Genomic DNA, 19,822 nt, shown 5'->3' on the forward strand with positions numbered 1-19,822 from the left:
ATTGTTGTTATGTATCATTAAATTTTTATCATAAAGAATTTTTAAAAAAGAGATTAAATTCTACTTTAGATTTGGAGTGTTAAATAAGTAAAGTATTTGTTTAAAATATTATTTGTTAATTGAATAAGTTTGATTTGTTTTTGGATTATATATGAAATAATTAAAGTAATGGTGGATTTAGCAGGACTCGAACCTGCGACCAACCGGTTATGAGCCGGTTGCTCTAACCAACTGAGCTATAAATCCGCCTTAATTTTTAAAGATAAAATTATATCTTATTTTTGCTTAAAATTATTTTATTTATTTTTATTGTCTACCCAAAAGTATCTAAAGGTAATCAAATGCTGTAAAATTCCAAAGAAAATCATAAAAATCGTAAAAGAACTTCCACCATAGCTAAAAAAAGGCAAAGGGATACCAACAACAGGCGCAAACCCTATAGTCATCGAAATATTTACCGCAGCATAAATAAAAATAAACAATGCTACGCAGTTTATAGCAACTCTAGCAAAATAATCATCCTTAAGCTTTTGATTTAAGCTTAGTAAATGAAAGATGAGTAGAGTATAAAGTAAAATCAATACAAATCCCCCCAAAAAGCCAAATCTTTCTATAAGATATGCAAAGATAAAATCACTTGTAGAGATAGGCAAAAAGTTAAAATGCGTTTGTGTAGCTTCATCTTGAGATTTTCCTATAAGGCCGCCATTGCCTATGGCTATCATGGATTGTGCGACTTGATAGCTTGGTTTTTCGGAGATAAAATCATGAATTCTTTGTTTTTGGTAGGGCTTTAACAAATGCGTATAAATGATGGGAGAGCTTATACCGATGGCGATGATGATACTAAGCCAAATTTTATAATGCACACCCATGATAAAAAGCACGCCAAAACCTACGATTAAAAGCACCATAGCACTTCCTAAATCAGGCTCTTGAGCGATCAATAAAAAAGGCAAAATGATAAAAAAACTAAGCTTTAGAAATTGTTTTAGTTTATAGCCATTTTTAGGCGGTGGATCTTGATAGATGAGATAAGCAAGCATTAAAATAAAACTAGGTTTAAAAATTTCAGAGGGCTGGATGGTAAAATGAGTAAAAGGAATTTCAAGCCATCTTTTAGCACCCAACTTTTCAACACCAAAAATATCTGTACTTAAAAGCAAAAAGATATTGACCCAATAAGCTATGGGTATAAGCCACATCAGTTTGCGAATAGGCAATAAAAAGAATACGCTAAATGCGGCAATTCCTACACAGGCATAGACAAATTGTTTTTCGGCTAAAAAAGCATTGGCTTCAAAGATTAAAAAAAACGAAATTAAAATAATAGGTACAAACAAAATAGGTTGCATATAATCAAAATGTGTTAAAATTCTTCTATCAGGTATAAACAAAATTTGCCTTCAATTTGTAGTATTAAAATATAATTATAAAATAAAACTCTAAATTATATAAAATTTTATAAGGAAAAAATGCAAACTTTTTTGGTTGATGAACCTTCAAGGCTCGATATTTTTTTAGCTAAAAATCTTCAGCAAAGTCGCAATCAAATAGCCTCGATGATAGAAAAAAACTGCGTTTGGGTTAATGATAAAATTCAAAATAAAAATTCATTCAAGTTAAAAGTCGGAGATAAACTTGTTTTAAATTTGCCACTTGTAGAGGAAGCTAAGCCTAAATTTGATATAGATTTTGATATAGAAATTTTATACGAAGATGAGGATTTGTTGGTTTTAAATAAACCTTCAAATTTGGTTGTTCATGGAGCAAAAAGTGTTAGGAGTGCGACTTTGGTGGATTGGCTTATAGAAAAACAATACACCCTTTCTACCTTAGGCGGAGAAGTGCGCGCAGGGCTTGTTCATAGGCTTGATAAGGAAACAAGCGGAGCTATATTGATAGCAAAAAATAATTTTACTCATCAAAAGCTTAGTGAGCAGCTTAGTGATAAAACTATGGGAAGAATTTATCTTGCGTTAATTGATTTGCCACTAAAAGAGGATAAAATTATCATAGATAAAGCTTTGATTCGATCCAGTGCTAATGCTATTAAAAAAATAGTTACAAATAGCTTTGTTAAGGGTTCTAAGGAGGCTAAAAGTGCTTTTGTTAACTTGGCAAAAAGCGAGGAAGTGAGTCTTATTGGGGCTAAGCTTTTTACGGGTAGAACGCATCAAATTAGAGCACATTTAGCTAGCATAAATCGTCATATTTTAGGAGATGAATTATATGGCTATAGGGGGAAATACGAGTGTAGGATTATGCTGCATGCGTATTTTTTGTATTTCATTCATCCTAGAAATGGAGAAAAAATATTTATCCAAGCTCCATTAATGGACGATTTTAAACAAATTTTAGAAAAAAAATTTATTTTAGGAGAGCTTAATGAAAAAATTTCACTTGAGTCTTTGCTTGGGTGCTTTGACTCTTTTATTTAGTGCTTGCAGTGTTTCGCAACTTTCTAATATAGGTTCAAATAAAGAACTTTTAGTCAATGAAAGCTTGCCAAAGATTAACAATCTTAAAAGTCTTAGTGATATTAGCAATATAGCGTTTGAATGGGATCCTTTATATGATGATAATATCAAAGGATTTTATTTATATCGCTCAAATGATGCAAATCCTGAATTTAAACTTGTAGGAACGATTAAAAATAAATTTCAAACCCATTATGTAGATGTTAAGCTTGAGCCAAATACAAAATATTACTATATGATGAGAAGTTTTAATGATCAAGGTCATATTTCAGAAGATGGAAAGGTGATTGAAGTAAAAACTATGCCAAGATTAGAGGCTATTCCTTTTGCACAAGCTATCACCAATCTACCAAGCCGAATTAAATTGATTTGGCGTCCACATCCAGATCCAAGAGTTGCTTCTTATATCATAGAAAGAGCTAAGGCAGATGGACAAGAATTTAAAAAAATTGCCGAGGTGAAAAATCGCTTGAATGCTGAATTTATAGATGAGGATTTAAAACCGGAGGAGAGTTTTAATTATAGAATTATTGCTGTTGGATTTGATGGGGTGCAAAGCCAGCCAAGTTCTATTTTAAATTCTACAAGCAAGGCCTTACCTCCTCAAGTTGAGCATTTAAATGCGAGCTTAGATGGAGCCAATAAAGTAGTTTTGACATGGGACGCTCCTAAATACAAAGATTTTTCGTATTATAAAGTTTATTCTACAAGTTCAAGTTTTCTTCCTTACACTCTTTTGGCTAAAACCGAGCAAAATTCTTATGAAGATATAGTTGAAGGTGCTGCAAAGAGTAAATACTATAAAGTAACCATGGTAGATATAGACGAGCTTGAAAGTCCTATGCCTAAAGATGGGGTAGAGGGTAAAACTTTAGGAATTCCATCTTCTCCTAGTATTATTTTGGCTCAAAGTACGAGTGATGGTATTGATTTAGAATGGGTGGATAATGACTCAAGAGCGGTTGAATACGAAGTTAGACGCTATGGCGGTGATCAAAATGCTATTTTTAAGGGTGTAAAAGAAAAAAGATTAAAAGATATTAAAGCTTTACCGGGTGTAGAATATAGCTATGAAGTGATAGCGATTGATTCTGTTGGTCTTCGTTCAGAGCCTTCAAAGAAAGTTAAGGCGAAGCAATAGTGCCAAATTTTAAAACTAGAAAACTTAAAGAAATCATTCTACCCTTTGAAAAAGATGGGATAGAATTTGTGTGGATGGCACATAATGATAATGTGAATTTAATCTACACAAGGGTCGAGGAAGAAAGCTTTTTTCTACAGATTAAAAAAGGAGAAAATGAATTTGTAGTTAAGGTAGATAAGCATACCAAACCTTCTAAAATAGCCTATTTACATAAGGCTTTATATATTTTTAAGCAATATTTTTGCGAGGATGTTATCAGCGAGGCTTTTGGTATAAAAAATAATGCTTTAGCCGAAAAAACTCCTTTGATTGCTAATGATTTTGAAGAAGTTTTAGAAAGACTTGAGGGAAAAATTTACATCGAAATTGGTTTTGGTTCAGGAAGACATTTTCTTTACCAAGCTAAAAACAACCCTCAAATTTTAATCCTTGGGATAGAAATTTATAATCCAGCCATCACGCAGGTAGCCAAGCTTGCACGCGCTCAAGGTATTGATAATATCTTATTAGTTCAAAGTGATGCTAGACTTTTGTTGAGTGTTCTTCGGTCTGATTCTATAGAAAAAATTTTCCTACATTTCCCAGTTCCTTGGGATAAAAAGCCTCATCGCCGTGTTGTTTCTAAAGCATTTTGCAAAGAATGTGCAAGAGTGCTTACAACCCAAGGGGTTTTTGAGCTTAGAACGGATAGTTATGAGTATTTTGACTTTACTTTTAAGGAATTTTTAGAATTCTCATCACCGCAATTTAGCATTAGAAAAAATGAAAATTTAGAAATTTCTAGCAAATACGAAGATAGATGGAAAAGACAAGAAAAAGATATTTATGATCTTTGGGTGTGGAATTTAGATAAAGAAGAAAAGAATGTTTTATCAGAAGAATTTGATTTTTCAGATATACATTTAAGTAAAAATGATCTGATGCTTTTAGAGAAAAATTTTGAAAATTTTACTTTAAAAAAAGAGGATTTCTTTTTGCATTTTGAAAATATTTATAAGCAAGGGGAAAGTTTATTATTAAAAATAGCTTTTGGTGCTTTTAATAAGCCTGAGCATTGTTATTTACATATAGGAGAGGCGATTAGTTTTGTTTTTAAAGAGCCTTTTAAGATACAAGAAAATTTAAAAGCTATAAAAGAGCTTAAGAAAAGTGTTAAATTTCACTTTAATATGAAACATTTTCTTGAAAATTAAGCAAAAATAAAGCATAATTTACGAATTTTGAAATTCAAAGAGGATGGGATGTCAAATTTAATTCAAGCGCATAAACTTTCTTTAGGTTATGATGAATTGGTTATTAAAGAAGCCAGTTTCACTTTTAAAGATGATGATTTTGTTTTTATTACAGGTAAAAGTGGAAGTGGAAAAAGCACTCTTTTAAAATCTTTTTACGGGGACTTAGAACTCCTTTCAGGGCAGCTTGAAGTATGTGGATCTTTCATGCGAAAGATTGGAAATTCAGAGCTTTTAAAATTGCGTCAGCAAATTGGTATTATTTTTCAAGATTATAGACTTATACAAGAATACAGCGTAGAAAAAAATGTGATGCTTCCTCTTATGATTAAAGGTTATAGTAAAAAAGTTTGTCATGATCAAGCAAGTAAGCTTTTAAAGCATGTAAATTTGACATTTAAAGCGGATAAATTGCCCAATCAACTAAGCGGAGGAGAGCAACAAAGAGTAGCTATGGCTAGAGCTTTAGCACACAATCCTAAGCTTTTGCTTTGCGATGAGCCTACAGGAAATTTAGATGAGTATTCTTCAGATATCATTTGGACACTTTTAAAATCAGCTAGAGAGCTTTTAGGTACTTGTGTTGTAGTGGTTACGCATAGAATTCCGAGCAATTTAAGACTGAATTATCGTCGTTTTAATATAGAAAATGGAAATATGAATGAAATTTTTTAAAACCCACTTATCTTTGATTTTGCCTTTGCTTTTTATGATGTTTGCTTTTGAGTTTATTTTACTTACAAATGCTACTTTAAGACATTATGAAGAGCTTGTCAATAAGGACTATAATATCATCGTTGCAAGCTCTGCTGAGCTTGATAAGAATGTTATCAAAACCAAACTTTCTTCCTTTTCTAGTTTGGAGCCATTAGATCCTAAAGATTTGATAGATCGTTTAAAAAACGATATTTCTGATAAAAATTTAAAAGTTTTACGAGATTCTTTACCTAAATTTTATAGCATCAAGCTTGATTATTTGCCTACACAAAATGAGCTTAATACCATTAAAAACCAGCTTTTAAGCATACCAAGTATTAGTAAGGTCGAGACTTTTGCTAAAACGCATGATAAGGTTTATTCTTTGCTTGTTTTGATGAAATTTGTATTTTGGTTGTTTTTATTTATCATTATCTTGCTTTCTTTTGTTTTGTTTTTAAAACAAATGAGAATTTGGCTTTTTGAACACACTGAACGCGTAGAGATTATGTGTTTGTTTGGTGCGCCTTTTTGGTTTAGATCTTTTATGCTATATAAGATTGTGGTTTTGGATTGTTTTATTGCTTTTATTATTTTATTTGTATTTTTTACACAAATTTATAATCTTTCTATAGTCCAAGATAGCCTAAAAGCGGTTGATATTATCTTGCCTCCTATTAATTTTATCGTGCATTTGGGCGTGATTTTTTTAGTGACTTTGTTTATATGTTTATTCTGTGTAAATTCGGTGATGTTTAGGGTGAAAAAATGAGAAAAATTCTAATTTTTCTTTGTTTTTTTTTATTGTCCAATGAAATGCATGCTAATGCCATTAGTGAAAAAACTAAGAATTTAGAAGAAAATAAACGCATTCAAGAGCAGGTAAATAAAAAGCTTGAAGATTTAGCCAATGATATATTAAGTGGAGAAAAGAGCTTGAAAGAGTTAAGTGCTCAAATTGAAACTCTTAATTCTCAAACTCTCAAGCTTGAAGCTCGAGCCAAGGCACAAAATAAAGACTTAAATTTACTCACAAGTCAAAACACAGATCTTTTGAAAAATAAAGCCAATATGGAAGGCAAACTTATAGCCTTGATGGCTAAGGATTTTGCCTATGATTTGCCTATACCGCAAGGTTATGTTGAAAGCAAGGAAAGTTTTATGGCTTTTGAGGTTTTGGGTGGCTTGGATAAAATTTTGCAAGATGAAATTTTTAAACTTTCTAAGGATTATGAAGATATAAGTAAATTAATCGATGATAAGCAAGAACAAATTAAAAAAATTAATGAAGATTTAAAAGATTACAATACCCAATTAGCAAAACTTCAAAATTTAAGACAAAAGCAAGTCAGTGAGATTAAAAAACAAAAAACCGATCGGGCAATTTATGCTAAAAAACTTGAGAATTTGCAAGATCAGCAAGATGAATTAAGAAAAACCTTAAATCAATTAAAAATTATAGAAAGCAAGCAAGAGGATAAAAAACAAAGTCAAAAAACTGCCAGCGATAGCAAAATTGTCAATAATACTCAAAAAATTCGCCAAATTGGATCTAGCTACCAAGGAAGCTCTACTAAGCGTTATACAGGTAAAAAAACTATAGCCCCTTTAGAATCGTTTACCGTAAAACAAAAATTTGGAAATTATATCGATCCTGTTTATAATATTAAAATTTTCAATGAAAATGTTGTTTTAAGAAGCAATAAAGCCGATGCTGTAGTGAAAAGTGTTTTAGATGGAAAGATAGTTTTTGCCAAAGATACAAGTATGCTAGCAAGAGTTGTGATAGTCGAACATGATAATGGAATTCATACTATTTATGCACACTTAGATAAGATAGCACCTAATATCAAAGTCGGTAAAAATGTAAAAAAAGGTGCGGTAGTGGGTAGGATAAAAAATGATTTAACTTTTGAAGTAACACAAAAGAATTTTCATATCAATCCTTTAGAACTTATTAGTTTAAATTAGCTAATTTTAATGCAATTTTCAATATAATTTCAAGTTGATTAAGGAGAAAAAATGCAAGAGAGAAAAAGAGTTTTAGTAAAATTTTCAGGAGAAGCTTTAGCCGGAGAAAATGGTTTTGGTATTGAAAATTCTATTTTAAAATTCATAGCAAATGAGATTAAAGAACTGGTTAAAAACAATATAGAAGTAGGCATAGTGATAGGGGGTGGAAATATCATTCGCGGTGTTTCAGCAGCCAAAGGCGGTCTTATCAAACGCACAAGCGGCGATCACATGGGAATGCTTGCGACTGTTATTAATGCTATTGCTATTCAAGAGGCTTTAGAAAGTTGCGGACTTGATGTGAGAGTACAAAGTGCGATTCAAATGGAAGCTTTTTGTGAAACTTATATTATGAGAAGAGCTCAAAGACATTTAGAAAAAGGTAGGGTTGTAATCTTTGCCGCAGGAACGGGAAATCCTTATTTTACAACCGATACAACAGCTATCTTAAGAGCGGTTGAGATTGATGCACAAATGGTTATTAAAGCAACAAAAGTAAACGGAGTTTATGATAAAGATCCTAATAAATTCGATGATGCAGTATTTTTACAAACCCTAAGCTATGATGAGGCAATGCAAGATAATATTAAAGTTATGGATGATACTGCAATCGCTCTAGCTAAGGATAATTCTTTGCCTATAGTTGTATGTAATATGTTTGAAGAAGGAAATTTGCTTAAAATTATACAAGGCGATAACAGTCTTTGTTCTATAGTTAAAAATTAATCAAGGAGAACTAATGGAAAACAGAATCGAAGAAATAGCAGCTAAAGCTCTAGAAAGAATGGGAGATGATCGCTACCGTCTTTCTTTGGTTGTTGCAAAAAGAGCAGAACAATTAGCCGATGGTGCAGCACCTTTAGTGGATATTGATAAAAGTAAATTAAAATTTGCAGATATTGCTTTATATGAGATAGCAGAAAATAAAATCACTTTAGAGGGTCTAGTTGAAACCAGTCGATGAGGAATTATTGCTCGAAAAACTCATTGAAGATATTAAAAATTGTAGAGATTTAACAAGAGCAAAAGAACTTCTTTTTAGCATTTGTCAAGAGGATGCTATTGTAGAAAAAGCTGTGGATTATTGCATAAAGTCCCACGAAGGTCAGGTTAGAAAAAGCGGAGAACCTTATGCAGTTCATCCCATCTTGGTTGCAAGCTTGGTTGCTTTTTTAAGTGAAAACAAAGCCACAATTTTGGCTGCGCTTTTACATGATGTGATCGAAGATACGCAATGTACCGAAGAAGAACTTAGGGATCAGTTTGGATCCGAAGTTTTAAAGCTTGTTTTAGGTCTTACAAAGATTGTAGAAATCAGAGAAGATAATCTCATTCCTTCAAAATCAAAAAAAAGTTTAACCAAATCCGCTCTTACATTTAGAAATATGCTTTTAGCAAGTATTGAAGATGTCGGGGTTTTGGTGGTAAAACTTTGCGATAGACTTCACAATATGCTAACCTTAGATGCTTTAAGAGAAGATAAGCAAAAGCGTATTAGCGAAGAAACTTTGGTCGTTTATGCACCCATAGCACATAGACTTGGAATTTCTAGTATTAAGAATTATTTAGAAGATTTAAGCTTTAAGTATTTGATGCCTGATGAGTATAAGCTTATCGATAATTATATTAATTCAAACGACCAGCAAATGCAACTAGGACTTAATGAATTTATTTCTAAAATCGAGCTTTTATTTCTTAGCAATGGCTTTAGGCAAGGAAGTTTTCAAATTCAAAAACGCATCAAACACAGTTATTCTATCTATCTTAAAATGCAAAGAAAAGGTGTGGGTATAGAAGAGGTGCTTGATTTGCTTGGTGTACGAATTTTGGTTGAAAATGTGAGCGATTGTTATTTGGCTTTAGGGGTTTTGCATACAAATTTTAATCCCTTGGTTTCGCGTTTTAAAGATTACATAGCTTTACCAAAACAAAATGGCTATCAAACTATACATACCACTCTTTTTGATACAAAAAATATTATCGAAGCACAAATTCGTACTTTTGATATGCATAAAATCGCTGAATTTGGTATAGCTGCACATTGGAAATACAAAGAAGATGGGAGTGTTGTAGCTCCGCGACTTGATTGGCTTACTGATATTTCGATGCAAAGTACGAACAATCTTGAAAACGCAGAAGATTATAATGCTATCGAGCTTTATGAGTATGCAAAAGATAGTCTTTATGTAGAAGATGTGGCTGTTTATTCTCCAAAGGGTGAAATTTTTACTTTGCCAAGAGGAGCTACTGTGCTTGATTTTGCTTATGAGGTGCATACTAAAGTAGGACTTCATGCAAAAAGTGCTTATGTTAACCGTGTAAAAGTCCCTCTTTTAACCGAGCTTAAAAATGGAGATATAGTAAGGGTTGTAACTTCCAATGATAGGTTTTATCGTTGTTCTTGGGTTGATAGTGTAAAAACAGGAAAAGCAAAAGCGAGCATAAGAGAATTTTGTAAGCAAAAAATGAGAGAAATCAATCTTTTAAGCGCGATTAATATGTTAAGTTTTATTTTTAGTGTAGATAAAAACAAGATAGAAAATTGGATTGAAAGAGAGAATTTAGGCAGACGCATACGACAAGTAGCCAGTGATAGTGCTTATTTGAAAGATATAGTCAATGGGCTTAAAAAATACGCTAAAAAATCTTATTGGTTTGACAAATACGAAATCAAAGAACAAAAGATTGGGAATTTTTTATTGTATTCTAATCATAAAATTGCTAATGTGGATTTTGATTACTGCTGTCATCCAAAAAGAGGCGATGCTGTACTTGCATTTATTGAAAATGGAAATGCTATAGTTCATCATAAACTCTGCGATAGGGCAGATAAGATGATAGACAATAATAAAGACATGGTTTTGATTAAATGGGATTCTAATATCCCTAAATCATACAAATTAATCTTTTCTTTAGAAAATAAAAAAGGAATTTTAGCAGAGTTTTTGGCAGTTTTGGCTAAAATGCAGATTAATTTATTAACGATTAGTTTGTCAAGTGATATTAATACAGTGGTGGATTATTTTGAGATCACGATAGAAATTCCTGACAATATAAATCCTGATAATGTCCGAGACAGGTTGAAATCTTATTGTAAAATTTTAGATTTTACTTCATTAAATGACGCTTATAAAGAAGCTTAAACTAAAAGGTAGAAAATGGATATAAAAAATATACTTGCAGAAATCAAACGAGGGTGCGCAGAAATCATCGATGAGGAAAGAATTGAAAATTTGATTAAAAATTATTACGAAAAGGGAGAAAATTTTTTCGTAAAAGCAGGATTTGATCCTACAGCACCTGATTTGCATTTAGGTCATAGTGTGGTTTTAACCAAAATGGCATATTTGCAAAAACACGGAGCTATAGTTCAATTTTTAATCGGTGATTTTACAGGACAAATTGGCGATCCTAGTGGAAAAAGCGTTACGCGTAAAAAACTTGATAAGGAACAAGTATTACAAAATGCTAAGACTTATGAGGAGCAGGTATTTAAGATTTTAGATCCGCAAAAGACACAATTAAAATTCAATTCTCAATGGCTTAACGAACTAGGAGCTACTGGGATAGTAGAGCTTACTTCGACCTTTAGTGTAGCAAGAATGCTAGAGCGTGATGATTTTACGAAGCGTTTTAAAGAGCAAAGCCCTATTTCTATATGTGAGTTTTTATATCCTTTACTTCAAGGATATGATAGTGTTGCTTTAAAATGCGATATAGAAATGGGCGGAACAGATCAAAAATTCAATCTCTTAATGGGAAGAACCCTGCAAAGAATTTACAATATCGGAAAAGAACAAGCTGTGATGATGATGCCTCTTTTAGAAGGCTTAGATGGTGTAAATAAAATGAGTAAAAGCTTAGGGAATTATATCGGCGTTACAGAAAAAGCTAATGATATGTATGCTAAAATTCTAAGTATTAGTGATGAGTTAATGTGGCGTTATTATGAGCTTTTAAGTACTAAAAGTTTAGAAGAAATTGAAAATATGAAAAAAGAAATTTCTAGTGGCAATTTACATCCTAAGCTTGCTAAGGAAAATTTGGCGCTAGAGATTACTACGCGTTTTCACAATGAAGAAAGCGCTAAGGCTGCAAAAGCCGAATTTGACAGCGTACATAGCGGAAATGCTTTGCCAAGCGATATAAAAGAATTTGAGATAGAGGGTGAAATTTGGCTTGCTAAAGCTTTAGTAGAATGCGGTTTGGAAAATTCTACCTCTGCAGCAAGAAGAAGCATTAATGCAAATGCGGTGAGTGTAAATTCACAAAAAGTAAGCGATGAGCAAATGCAACTTGGCACAGGGGAGTATATTTTACAAGTAGGTAAGAGAAAATTTGCAAAATTAAAGGTGAATATATGAGTTTAAAATCCCTTCAAATAGGAAAACACACTATAAAATATCCCATTTTTCAAGGTGGAATGGGGCTTGGTATAAGCTGGGATAAATTGGCTTCAGCAGTGTCATTAAATGGCGGTCTTGGTATCATCTCATCTGTTGGAACAGGATATTATGAAAATCGCACCCATATTAGCAAAGAATTGAATGCTAAGCCTTATGGTAGTGAAAATTTTTATTCACGAGAAGGCTTGCAAACTTTGATAAATAATGCAAGAAAAGTTTGCGGTGATGCGCCTTTGGGTTGTAATATTTTATGCGCAAGTAATGATTATGCAAGAATTGCTCGTGATGCTTGTGAAGTGGGTTTTAATATTATAGTTTCAGGTGCTGGACTTCCTACCAATTTACCTGAATTTACAGCAGATTTTCCTGATGTTGCTTTAGTTCCTATAATCTCTTCACCTAAGGCTTTAAAAATCATCTGTAAAAGATGGCAAAGTAGATACAACCGTCTGCCTGATGCTGTTGTGCTTGAAGGACCTAAGAGCGGCGGACATCAAGGTTTTACCTATGAGCAATGTTTAGATCCTAATTATCAACTTGAGAATTTAATCGCACCTGTGGTTGAAGAGGCTAAAAATTGGGGTTCTTTTCCAGTGATTGCAGCGGGTGGAATTTGGGATAAAAAAGATATAGAAAATGCCATTTCTTTAGGTGCTAGCGGGGTTCAAATGGGAACTCGTTTTATAGGTACTTTTGAATGCGATGCAAGTGATGAGTTTAAAAATGTATTGCTTGCATGTAAAAAAGAAGATATAGAACTTATCAAATCTCCAGTGGGATATCCTGCAAGGGGAGTAAGGACTAATTTACTTGATTTAGTCGATAAAAGAATGGGACCAAAGATCAATTGTATCAGCAATTGTGTAGCGCCATGTGGCCGAGGCAAAGAGGCGACAAAGGTGGGTTATTGTATAGCAGATAGGCTTTTTGATGCATGGTCGGGAAAAAAAGAAACAGGATTATTCTTTACAGGAGCCAATGGCTATCGTTTAGAAAAATTAATCAGTGTTAAAGAGCTTATGGATAAACTCGTCAATGGTGAATAATGTTTAGAATTTTAGTTTTTTGTATCGCACTTTTTAGTATTTGTTTTGGGGCATATGAAAATGAGCTTGCTAATTTTGATAAGAATTTTATCGCGTCAAAAAATGATGCTCAAGTTAAGTTCCATCATCAGCTAAAAAGTCTTTATATACAAAGTGTGATCAATGAAGATGAAAAAACTAAAATTGAAATTTTAAAAAGATTGATTATAAGTTCTAATGCTTTAAATTTGGATGATAAATCTTATGCGAACGAATTAGAAGAAAGCGGAGTGAGTAAGGCTAGCATCAATGCTTTAAGAAAAGCTGTGATTAAGGATAAGCAAAAAGTTCAGCCTGATTCTAAAAATGTCGAGGTTTCAAGCTTTGAACCTCCTAAAAGTACTTCAAAACCCCCACAAACCAAACAAGAAAGCACAAAAACACAAAACAATAAACCCCAACAGACAAAAAAAGTAGATAAGGTTTATGTTTTAAAATCAAGTAAGACAAGTCAAGGAGTGGTACTTGATTTAAATACCAATTTAGAGCAAAAAGATATAAAAAGTTTTGCCTTGGATGAAAAAGGAAATTATCGTTATATCAGTGATTTTGAGGGTATTTTAGAAGGCGGAAGAAAAGAATATAAATTTGATGATTATCGCATAGTAATTTCACAATACAATCCTAAGATGATTCGTATCGTTGCTTATGCTAAGGAAAAAATTCCTCTAAACTTTGATTTTGAAGATGAAAAAATAAGTATTTCTAAAAAATCACAAGCTATACAAAAAAGTACTCCGAGTAAGCAAGAGTCAAAAACAGCAGCAAAACAAGAAAGTGAAAAAGTAGTCGCAAAACAAGAGTCCAAACCAGTTAAAACTCAAGAAGCTAAAACAAATACCAAAAAAGAACAAGAAAATGATGAACCTTTATATGTTTTAGATGTAGATAAAAGTTCTAATTCTGTTGTTTTAAATTTAAGCGATGAGCTTGATGAAAAAGATATTACAAGTTTTAGCACAAAAGATCAAAAATTCTTTAGACAAGTAGTGAGCTTTCAAGGAATTTTAGAAGGTAGTCGCAAGAATTTTACTTTTGGGCAAAATGCTGTTACAGTTACTCAGTATAATCCAAAAACAGTTCGTATTGTACTCAGCTCAACTAAAGAATTTAAGCTTTTTAAAGATTTAGATGATAAAAGTTTGACTTTAGGTTTTAGTGGCAGTACAAGCAAAAGCACTTCTACTTCAAGCAAAAGCACTTCAAAAACTGCTAGTAAAAATGTTTTAAATTCTAATTTCAAATCCGATAAACTCATAGTCTTAGATGCAGGACATGGGGGTAAGGATAGCGGTGCTTTAAGCGATAAAAAAGGGAGTTTAAAAGAAAAAGATATAGTTTTAAGCACGACCTTAAAGCTTGGAAATGAGCTTAAAAAACGCGGTTATAAAGTACTTTATACAAGAAGTTCAGATAAATTTATCAATCTTAGAGATAGAACAAAATATGCCAATGATAAAAGAGCGGATTTGTTTTTATCTATCCATGCAAATGCAGCGCCTAGTGCATCAAAAGCAAAAAGCAGTGAGGGTGTGGAGACTTTTTTCTTAAGTCCTGCTAGAAGTGAAAGAAGTAAAAAAGCTGCTGAAAAAGAAAATCAGGGTGATTTTGAAGAGATTAATTATTTTTCAAAGCAAAGTATTTTGAATTTTTTAAACAGAGAAAAGATCGTGGCTTCAAACAAACTTGCTATAGATGTGCAAAAAAATATCTTAACCCAAACTCGTAAGAAGTATAAAATTGTCGATGGTGGAGTAAGAGAAGCTCCTTTTTGGGTTCTTGTTGGAGCTCAAATGCCTGCTATTTTGATAGAAATTGGATATATCACTCATCCAAGTGAGGGAAAAAGAATCGCAAATAAAAGTTTTCAAGACACTTTGGTTAAGGGTATAGCTGATGGTGTGGAGAATTATTTTTATAACAATAGATGAAAAAAGCTAATTTAATCTTTAAAGACAATACCCCATTTTCTTTGGATTTTGATGATTTTTATTTTAACTCAAAAGATGGTTTAAATGAGAGCAAATTTGTTTATAGTGAGGCTTTTGAATTTGAAGAAAATGATACATTTATCATTGCTGAAAGTGGCTTTGGTATAGGGCTTAATTTCTTTTTAACCCTTAAAAGATTTCTTCAAGCAAAGAAGCGTCCTAAAAAATTATTTTACACCAGCATTGAGGGTTTTTATATTGAAAAAGACAAGCTTAGAGAAATTTATCAAAAGCTTGGATTTTATGAAGAATTTAAAGAAATTTTAGAAGCTTTTTTAAAGTTTTATCCTAAGGCTAAAAAAGGGTATTATCGTTTTTATTTTAAAGATTGTTTTTTGGATTTAATCTTTGATGATATTGCTATTCTTAGAGAGCTTGATTTTAATGCTGATGTTTGGTTTTTAGATGGTTTTTCTCCGAGTAAAAATTCAGCCATGTTTGATGAAAATTTCATAGCTCAAGTTGCTCGACTTTCAAAGACTAATACCCAAATTTGCACCTTTTCTGCTTCGAGTGCTTTGCAAAAAAATCTTATAAAATATGGCTTTGAAATCCAAAAAACCAAAGGTTTTAGAAAGCGAGAGATGATCAAAGCTTTTTTACGCAAAGAATATCCAACCCTAGATAAAGAAGCTTATTTTCAAAGAATTCCAAGTTTATATAAAAATAAAAAAGTAGCCATCATAGGTTCGGGCATATGTGGTGCAACTTTAGCTTATGAGCTTTCTTTGCGTGATTTTGAAGTCAGTGTTTTTGAAAAAAACGATAGTTTAGGATGTGGCGCAAGTGGCAATGAAAGTGGAATTTTAAGCTCTTTGATTTTAAAGCCTGATGTTGCTTTGGGTGAATTTTCTCAACTTGCTTTTATCGAGGCGAGTCGTTTTTATAAGCAAATTTTAGATTTAAATCTAAAAGGAGTGATAGAATTTGCTCATACTCCTTTGATGCAAGAGCGTTTTATAAGCCAAAAAGATAATATTTTATTTAAGATTGATAAGAATGAAGCTTTTTTAGAAGATGGCGGATACATCAAGCCTAAAGAAATTTTAAAATCTCTTTTTGAAAAAAGTCAAGCAAAAATGTATTTTAATCACGAATATGATTTTTTTCAATACCAAGAAGACAAATTTATTTTGCATTTTAAAAACCAAAAAGCAATGCAAGATTTTGATATTTTAATCTATGCTATGGGTGCTGATACTAAGGATTTTTTAGTTTATGATGGAATGCTTTTAAGTAAGGTTAGAGGACAGGTTACTCATCTAAAACCTTTTTTGGATAATGCATTTGCCCTTTCTTCAAAAGCTTATATTTGTCCTAGTGATGGGGATTTGCAAGTTATTGGCGCAAGTTATGATAGGCTGAATTCAAATCCAAATCCACAAAAAGCCGATGATGAAGAAAATTTGCAAAACATACAAGAGTTTTTAAAAGGCGATGAGGAAATCATCATCAAAGGCTCTAGAGTAGGTTTTAGATCTTATTCTAGCGATAGGTTTGCTATTGTGGGAGCAGCTTATGATGAAGCTTTTTATAAGCAAGAATATAAAGCTTTATTATGGACAAAAAACAAGGCGCAAGTTCTGCCTCAAAATATCCCTAATTTATATCTTAATCTTGCTCATGGCTCAAGAGCTTTTAGCACTTCTGTTTTGGCTGCAAGATATCTTTGTGCTTTGATTAACGAGGAGCCTTTGGGGGTGTTTAAAAATTTTATTCCTTGTATACATCCTGCAAGATTTTTGATCCGCAAGCTAAAGAAAGGGATATAAATTTTTTAGCTTTTATTAATATATCTTTAAGTTTTGTTTATATTTTTCTATTGAAATTTAAATTTTAATACATTTTTAATTTGCTTTGTTTTATTATTAAGTGGAATAAATTACATTAATTAAGGAATTTCAATGATTGATTATAATCAAATAGAGTCCCGTTTAAGCGCACTTGAGAAACTTCCTTCTTTAAATCCTGAAAATTCTATACCAAAAGCTTTGGAAAGATCTGGCTTTACTAGAAGAGATTTTATGAAATGGGCAGGGGCGATGACAGCATTTTTAGCATTGCCAGCGAGTTTTACCCCTATGGTGGCAAAAGCTGCAGAACTTGCAGATAGACTTCCTGTGATTTGGCTTCATATGGCTGAATGTACGGGCTGTAGCGAGAGTTTATTAAGAAGTGATACTCCAACTATTGATAGCTTAATATTTGATTATATTTCTTTAGAATACCATGAAACCGTTATGGCTGCAGCGGGTTGGCAGGCTGAAGAAAATTTAGAAAGTGCCATTGAAAAATATAAAAACAAGTATATTTTAATGGTTGAAGGTGGTATCCCTATGGGAGATACAGAGAATTTTTTAACCATAGGGCCACATGGAAAGAGTGGATATGAGCTTTCTAAAGTAGCGAGTGAAAATGCTTTGGCGATTTTTGCGATAGGAACCTGTTCGAGCTTTGGCGGAATTCAAGCTGCAAGACCAAATCCAAGCAATGCTCAACCTCTAAGCAAGGTAACAAGCAAAACCGTTATCAACGTGCCAGGTTGTCCGCCAAGTGAAAAAAACATAGTAGGAAATGTTTTACATTATCTTCTTTTTGGTGAGTTACCTGCGCTTGATGTTTATAATAGACCAAAATGGGCTTATGGTTTAAGAATTCATGATCTTTGTGAAAGACGCGGACATTTTGATGCGGGTGAATTTGTACAAAACTTTGGCGATGAGGGTGCAAAAAATGGTTATTGTCTTTATAAAGTAGGTTGTAAAGGTCCTTATACTTTTAATAACTGCTCTAGAGAAAGATTTAACCAACACACTTCTTGGCCTATCCAAGCAGGACATGGCTGTATAGGTTGTTCTGAGCCAAATTTTTGGGATACTATGGGACCTTTTGAAGAGCCTATGGCAAGTCGTAAATTTGATACTGTTTTTGGATTAGGAGCTGATAATGTATCAGATAAAATAGGCATAGGTGTTCTAACGCTTACAGGCGTTGCTATCGCAGCGCATGCGGTGATCGCATCCATGAAAAAGAATGAGGAATAAAATACATGAGTCAAAAGATAATAGTAGATCCAATTACAAGAATAGAAGGACACTTAAGGGTTGAAGTTGTTGTTGATGATAACAATGTGGTAAAAGAAGCTTATGCGGGCTCTACTTTGTGGCGTGGTATTGAAACCATTGTTAAAGGGCGTGACCCAAGAGATGCGGGTTTTATGACGCAAAGAATTTGCGGAGTTTGTACTTTTTCACATTATAAAGCAGGTATAGTTGCTGTTGAAAATGCTTTAGGTATTACTCCGCCTTTAAATGCGCTTTTAACAAGAACTTTAATGAATGCAGCGCTTTTCTTACACGATCATATCGTACATTTTTATCAACTCCATGGGCTTGATTGGGCAGATGTTGTAAGTGCTTTAAGTGCTGATGTTAAAAAAGCAAGTGATGAGGCTTTTAAATACACTTCAAATCCTTATGCAACAGGTGCAGATAAACTTCTTGAAGTGCAACAAAGACTTAAAACTTTTGTAGATAAAGGAAATTTAGGACCTTTTGCAAATGCTTATTATGGTCATCCTACTTATCGCTTAACTCCAGAGCAAAATTTGATCGTTTTATCGCATTATTTAGAGTGTTTAAGAATTCAAAGAATCATAGCTCAATGTATGGCTATTTTTGGTGCTAAAAATCCACATCCACAAAGCTTAACCGTTGGTGGTGTAACTTGCGTTATGGATTTGCTAAGCCCTGCTAGAATGGGTGAATATATGGAAAAATTCAAAGAAGTGCAAGACTTTGTTAATCGTGCGTATTATCCTGATCTTGTTATGGCGGGAAAAGCTTATGCAGATGAACCTAGTGTGCTAAATGATATTGGGGTAAACAATCTTTACACTTTCCAAGAATTCCAGCTTGGTAGAGATGAGTGGCTATTTGAAAGCGGAATCATCAAAAATGGCGATTTAAGCAAGGTATATGAAGTAGAAGAAGATAAGATCACTGAAGAAGCGACCCATTCTTGGTATGCAGATAATGAGCCTTTGCATCCTTATGAGGGTAAAACAAATCCAAATTATACAGGGCTTGTAGAGGGTGAAAGTGTAGATCATCATGGAAATACAGTGCATTCTAAGGTATTTGATACTAAGGGTAAATATAGCTGGATTAAGGCTCCACGCTATGAAGGAAATCCTATGCAAGTAGGACCTTTGGCTAATATCGTTGTAAATTATGCTAAGGGTAATCAAAATGTTGTTCCTGTGGTAGATGAGTTTTTAAAAGAAACAGGACTTCCTTTAAATGCTGTATTTAGCACTCTTGGAAGAACTGCTGCGCGTTGTTTGGAAGCAAAAATTGTGGCTAATAATGCTTTAAAAGCCTTCCGTAATTTAGTAGAAAATTTAAAAGTAGATGAGAGCACTTGTGCGCCTTATGTGATCGATAATTCTAAAGAGTACAAAGGACGCTATATGGGGCATGTACCACGCGGAACGCTAAGTCATTGGTGCAGGATTAAAAATGGAGTGATAGAAAATTGGCAAGCAGTTGTTCCTTCTACTTGGAATGCAAGTCCAAAAGACGCAAATGGCGTAGGCGGAAGCTATGAGCAATGTTTGATAGGATTAAAAATTGCTGATGTAAAACAACCACTTGAAATCATTAGAAAAATTCACTCTTATGATCCTTGTATTGCTTGTGCGGTGCATGTAATGGATACTAAGGGAAATAATCTAAGCGAATATAAAGTAAACGCGAGTTTATAAAAGGGGCTTT

Annotated in this window: 16 protein-coding genes and 1 tRNA gene; 15 read left to right on the forward strand and 2 right to left on the reverse strand. The window is 32.9% G+C overall.

The window, feature by feature from the left end; translation table 11 throughout:
* Positions 1-169 precede the first annotated feature (169 nt).
* Positions 170-246, reverse strand: a tRNA-Ile gene (locus tag KAR88_RS03675).
* 50 nt (positions 247-296) lie between these two features.
* Complete coding sequence (locus KAR88_RS03680; RefSeq protein WP_002780911.1) at positions 297-1,397, reverse strand: FtsW/RodA/SpoVE family cell cycle protein; 1,101 nt, start codon at positions 1,395-1,397, stop codon at positions 297-299.
* Between the two features lie 78 nt (positions 1,398-1,475).
* Here KAR88_RS03680 and KAR88_RS03685 point away from each other — a divergent pair, with 78 nt between their 5' ends.
* The 15 genes from KAR88_RS03685 to KAR88_RS03755 all read left to right on the forward strand — a co-directional run bounded on the left by KAR88_RS03685 (position 1,476) and on the right by KAR88_RS03755 (position 19,812).
* Positions 1,476-2,441, forward strand: coding sequence for an RluA family pseudouridine synthase (locus KAR88_RS03685; protein ID WP_002776205.1), 966 nt, complete (start codon positions 1,476-1,478; stop codon positions 2,439-2,441).
* Positions 2,389-3,621 carry a fibronectin type III domain-containing protein gene (locus KAR88_RS03690; RefSeq protein ID WP_002776206.1) on the forward strand — a complete coding sequence of 411 codons (1,233 nt, stop codon included), beginning with the start codon at positions 2,389-2,391 and terminating at the stop codon, positions 3,619-3,621. The genes KAR88_RS03685 and KAR88_RS03690 overlap by 53 nt, the downstream gene beginning before the upstream one ends.
* Positions 3,621-4,817 (forward strand): tRNA (guanosine(46)-N7)-methyltransferase TrmB, encoded by a 1,197-nt coding sequence (trmB, locus tag KAR88_RS03695; protein ID WP_002790045.1) that lies wholly within the window; start codon positions 3,621-3,623, stop codon positions 4,815-4,817. The genes KAR88_RS03690 and trmB overlap by 1 nt, the downstream gene beginning before the upstream one ends.
* Before the next feature lie 48 nt (positions 4,818-4,865).
* On the forward strand, positions 4,866-5,531 hold the full coding sequence (locus KAR88_RS03700; protein WP_002776215.1) for an ABC transporter ATP-binding protein: 666 nt from the start codon (positions 4,866-4,868) through the stop codon (positions 5,529-5,531).
* Positions 5,518-6,324 carry an FtsX-like permease family protein gene (locus KAR88_RS03705; protein ID WP_002776224.1) on the forward strand — a complete coding sequence of 269 codons (807 nt, stop codon included), beginning with the start codon at positions 5,518-5,520 and terminating at the stop codon, positions 6,322-6,324. The genes KAR88_RS03700 and KAR88_RS03705 overlap by 14 nt, the downstream gene beginning before the upstream one ends.
* Complete coding sequence (locus KAR88_RS03710) at positions 6,321-7,523, forward strand: M23 family metallopeptidase (RefSeq protein WP_002786036.1); 1,203 nt, start codon at positions 6,321-6,323, stop codon at positions 7,521-7,523. Before KAR88_RS03705 ends, KAR88_RS03710 begins: the two co-directional genes overlap by 4 nt.
* Before the next feature lie 51 nt (positions 7,524-7,574).
* The gene (gene pyrH / locus KAR88_RS03715; protein WP_002776232.1) at positions 7,575-8,291 is read left to right on the forward strand and encodes a UMP kinase; all 717 of its coding nucleotides are present in this window, start codon (positions 7,575-7,577) and stop codon (positions 8,289-8,291) included.
* A 13-nt stretch (positions 8,292-8,304) separates the two neighbouring features.
* On the forward strand, positions 8,305-8,529 hold the full coding sequence (locus tag KAR88_RS03720; RefSeq protein ID WP_002776235.1) for a DNA-directed RNA polymerase subunit omega: 225 nt from the start codon (positions 8,305-8,307) through the stop codon (positions 8,527-8,529).
* Positions 8,513-10,708 (forward strand): bifunctional (p)ppGpp synthetase/guanosine-3',5'-bis(diphosphate) 3'-pyrophosphohydrolase, encoded by a 2,196-nt coding sequence (locus KAR88_RS03725; RefSeq protein ID WP_004284955.1) that lies wholly within the window; start codon positions 8,513-8,515, stop codon positions 10,706-10,708. The genes KAR88_RS03720 and KAR88_RS03725 overlap by 17 nt, the downstream gene beginning before the upstream one ends.
* Before the next feature lie 15 nt (positions 10,709-10,723).
* Positions 10,724-11,929: a tyrosine--tRNA ligase gene (gene tyrS, locus KAR88_RS03730; protein ID WP_002786039.1), complete on the forward strand. Its 1,206-nt coding sequence runs from the start codon at positions 10,724-10,726 to the stop codon at positions 11,927-11,929.
* A complete protein-coding gene (locus tag KAR88_RS03735) occupies positions 11,926-13,017 on the forward strand; it encodes a nitronate monooxygenase family protein (RefSeq protein ID WP_002776244.1) in 1,092 nt (363 codons plus the stop codon). Before tyrS ends, KAR88_RS03735 begins: the two co-directional genes overlap by 4 nt.
* Positions 13,017-14,987 (forward strand): N-acetylmuramoyl-L-alanine amidase, encoded by a 1,971-nt coding sequence (locus tag KAR88_RS03740; RefSeq protein WP_002776246.1) that lies wholly within the window; start codon positions 13,017-13,019, stop codon positions 14,985-14,987. Before KAR88_RS03735 ends, KAR88_RS03740 begins: the two co-directional genes overlap by 1 nt.
* The gene (gene mnmC / locus KAR88_RS03745; RefSeq protein WP_002776248.1) at positions 14,984-16,819 is read left to right on the forward strand and encodes a bifunctional tRNA (5-methylaminomethyl-2-thiouridine)(34)-methyltransferase MnmD/FAD-dependent 5-carboxymethylaminomethyl-2-thiouridine(34) oxidoreductase MnmC; all 1,836 of its coding nucleotides are present in this window, start codon (positions 14,984-14,986) and stop codon (positions 16,817-16,819) included. The genes KAR88_RS03740 and mnmC overlap by 4 nt, the downstream gene beginning before the upstream one ends.
* A 132-nt stretch (positions 16,820-16,951) precedes the next feature.
* Positions 16,952-18,091, forward strand: coding sequence for a hydrogenase small subunit (locus tag KAR88_RS03750; RefSeq protein WP_002776249.1), 1,140 nt, complete (start codon positions 16,952-16,954; stop codon positions 18,089-18,091).
* Between the two features lie 5 nt (positions 18,092-18,096).
* Positions 18,097-19,812 (forward strand): nickel-dependent hydrogenase large subunit, encoded by a 1,716-nt coding sequence (locus KAR88_RS03755; RefSeq protein WP_002776252.1) that lies wholly within the window; start codon positions 18,097-18,099, stop codon positions 19,810-19,812.
* Positions 19,813-19,822: the final 10 nt, after the last annotated feature.

Origin of the sequence: Campylobacter sp. JH23 (assembly GCF_017846595.1) — a bacterium.
Lineage (GTDB): Bacteria > Campylobacterota > Campylobacteria > Campylobacterales > Campylobacteraceae > Campylobacter_D > Campylobacter_D coli.